Below are 2,970 nucleotides of genomic sequence, written 5' to 3'. Positions count from 1 at the left end.
GCAGCCCCGCTGGGGGATGCACCCTTGGTGCCCAGTTTTGAACGGGAGTGGCGCAGCCGACGGGATTCGAACCCATGACCCCTGCCTTCGGAGTATGCTCTCCGGGGAGCGTCGCTTAAGAAAAGACTGTTTACTTTCAACAACCTACGCCCAAGCACACTTTCCACATTTTCTTCCGTTTGTGCCTCGTTTGGGGTTGGTTTTGGCAACGATGGCAACCCCAGGACCGTTGCCTTTATCGAAAAGCTGAGGACCGCTGCTTTTATTGGCAAGCAGAGGACCGCTGCTATTTTTCGCTTCCGAGCCGTCCTTGTTGCCAAATTTGGCAACAACTTCCTTCTGCCTCCACAGCCTCTCTAGGCAAACAAGGGAGAGAGAGCTTCCATATCCTTGTCGCTGACATCGCGAGCCTTCATGTATTGCCGCCACGAGGCAACGACCTCGACCACCCTGTTATATATGGCGCGGGCTTCTTCTTCTCGAAGGCCGAAGGATGGGAAGGCCGCCAAGGCGTCTTGCATATCGGGGACATGGCCGGTCGCTAGGCCGAACACCATCTTGTTGCTTCGGCTGTGCGGCACCAGATCAAACACCGGCGACAACCGCCACTTGCCATCCGTGTGCCGGATGAAGGCATGGTTCCGCCCGTGGTCATCCGTATTGCCAATAGCGACGTTGAACAGCATCCGCCGGAACACATCGGGGCCAGCATCGGTCTGGCCCAATCGTCTGGCCGCCGCCGCCAGATCAGCATATTTCTTTCGAAGAAAAAACTCATCGGGTGCCGCATCCAGCACCCCCTGGGCCGAGAGATAGGCAAGACGCTGTTCGCCGGTTGCCGTTTGCACCCGGTCGAAGCGCTCGGTCAGCAAGATGGGCGTCGATCCCAGAAGCACAAGCTGACGGGCGGGCGTTGGGATGCCGCAAGCCTCGGCCATGTCCAAGCAAGCCGCCTCGACGCGGGGATGTTCATAAGCGTCCGATCCGTCGCGCAGTGGAAACTTGGCCACCCACAATTTTCCGGCCTCGTCGCGATAGCTGGCCTTGGGCCGGGCACCGCCCAGGCTTGAGCCCCGATCCAGCAGCGCCTGCAAATGCTGTGGCAAGGGGTTTCCTTCGTGAAGCGCCTCGGCTGCCTCCAACAGATCATTCAATGAGCGGGCCGGGCTTTCGGGAATAGGGCTTCCATCCGGGGCCAAACGACAGGGTGATTGCGGCACCTTGCCTTTCACCAGTGGCCCAAAACCCAAACAACCAACCTTGTCGTCGCCTGATGCGGCAAGAAATTCGATGATGCCCATCCGCTCGCCTGGGAACTGGGCCAACAGCACTTGTTGCCCCCAGCCATCGGGGGCCACGTCGCGGAAGGCGTAATGGATTTGCCACCCCTCGCGGCACATCTGCCAATCCTTGAGCAAGGGCAGATTCAGGGGATCGATGGGAAAGGCATCGGGATCTTTCAGCCACAAGTCGCCATAGCGAAAACGCGCAGCCCGTGCGTTCGGCGGCCAGTCGGGTCCGATCCGTTCCAAGATGCCAGCGGGTTTGAAAGCGCCCCTCACATGCACATAGACGATGAGGGCCGGGATCATAGATCAAGCCCTTCGATCTTGCTGGGACCAGCCACGCGTTTTGGCCGCTTGCGCGATTCAAGTTCTTCGCCGACAGGATCAGACGCCAGCAAAGTTGCCAGTCGCTTTTCCATACCCAGAACCCAAAGGGCCGAGGCCAGCACGCCGGAAACCACGGTCGGATCGCCGCGCTCGACCTTGCGATAGGTGGGAAGGCTTACCGAGCAGCGCGCCGCCATATCCTGCGCCCTAATGCCCCTGCGAATGCGGGCAAGCTTGATCGCCGCCCCTATGCTTGAAAGGGCGTCTTTGACATCTTGGGGGACTTGGTTTGACGGGGTATTCTTCATAATGAAAGTATATATATCACAAAACATATAATATGAAAATGTATTTTCATATTATGACAATACTTTGGAGGCGATGACTTGCCCAGCCAAAAATCACTCGCGGACGAAGCTAACCGTTGAAATCTCCGACATCAGCCCCTCGCTGGCATCCCAGCCAATGCCGTAACCGTTGTTCAGATCGACAACTGTATAGGAGAAGCTTCGGATATCGATGGCTCGAATCTCCCTCCCCCCGCCAATTTCAGAATCCAGACATTCTCTGCCCTGCGAGGATGGCCTAAAATGCCCAACCTTGGCGCGGTTCTTGGGTCGTGGCCGTTGAGCTTGGTGGTCCTGTCTGGCACCGATTTATTGGTACGATTCGCTGGAAATCGGCTAATGATGTCCCGAAATTCGCCCCTTGAAACTGTCCCGATTTTGTCCCGATGACTGACGGACAAAAATTGTTTTCATGTAATCAATCAATATGTTACAGTATGTCTTCTGTCATCCCCTAGGGGATGGCCGCCGCATTCTAATAACTAACTGATTTTATGGTGTTTCACAGTCATTGTCCGCAGCCTGTCGTGACAATACCGGGACAATTTTTCGGGTCAGGGATCGGGACAAACAAGTCAGATGTGGGCGAATCCATTTAAGCGAGCAGATCGGCAAGATCAAAGACCGCTGGGGCGTGCCCTATCGGCTTTGAGGGCTTGGGAGGCTTATTCCGGGTCTTGAGTGTTGGAATATCCCGATAATTTCCTGCTATCAGCTTATGCGTCATGAAATTTCTGGTGGAAATGTCAATTTCTCGAAAACGCGCTCAGGAAATTTGCGGCATAAATTTCGAAATGGCTGCCGCCTAGCGGGAACGCCTGGGGGGCGTTTCAATCTTGTGCCACAGATTTTGCTCACTTCCCCGCTTTGCTGGAGCAACGAAATCCCCGCCTTTGTCAAAAATCCGGACTCGTTGTTTCAGAAGGCCGATGGTACCGCCGATTTGCGATTCAGACGGTTTTCTCTGGTACCAAGGAATGCCGATTGCCTGGAACCAATAATTGCCAGAG

General features: G+C 55.6%; 2 protein-coding genes. Both read right to left on the bottom strand.

Annotation, left to right across the window (positions count from 1 at the left end; translation table 11 throughout):
* Positions 1–356: 356 nt before the first annotated feature.
* Positions 357–1,592, bottom strand: coding sequence for a type II toxin-antitoxin system HipA family toxin (locus HQL44_17805; GenBank protein ID MBF0270435.1), 1,236 nt, complete (start codon positions 1,590–1,592; stop codon positions 357–359).
* Complete coding sequence (locus HQL44_17800; protein MBF0270434.1) at positions 1,589–1,921, bottom strand: helix-turn-helix domain-containing protein; 333 nt, start codon at positions 1,919–1,921, stop codon at positions 1,589–1,591. Before HQL44_17800 ends, HQL44_17805 begins: the two co-directional genes overlap by 4 nt.
* Between the last annotated feature and the right edge of the window lie 1,049 nt (positions 1,922–2,970).

Source organism: Alphaproteobacteria bacterium, assembly GCA_015231795.1.
In the GTDB taxonomy this organism is placed as follows: domain Bacteria; phylum Pseudomonadota; class Alphaproteobacteria; order Rhodospirillales; family WMHbin7; genus WMHbin7.
This window is presented reverse-complemented; position numbering and strand designations above follow the sequence as displayed.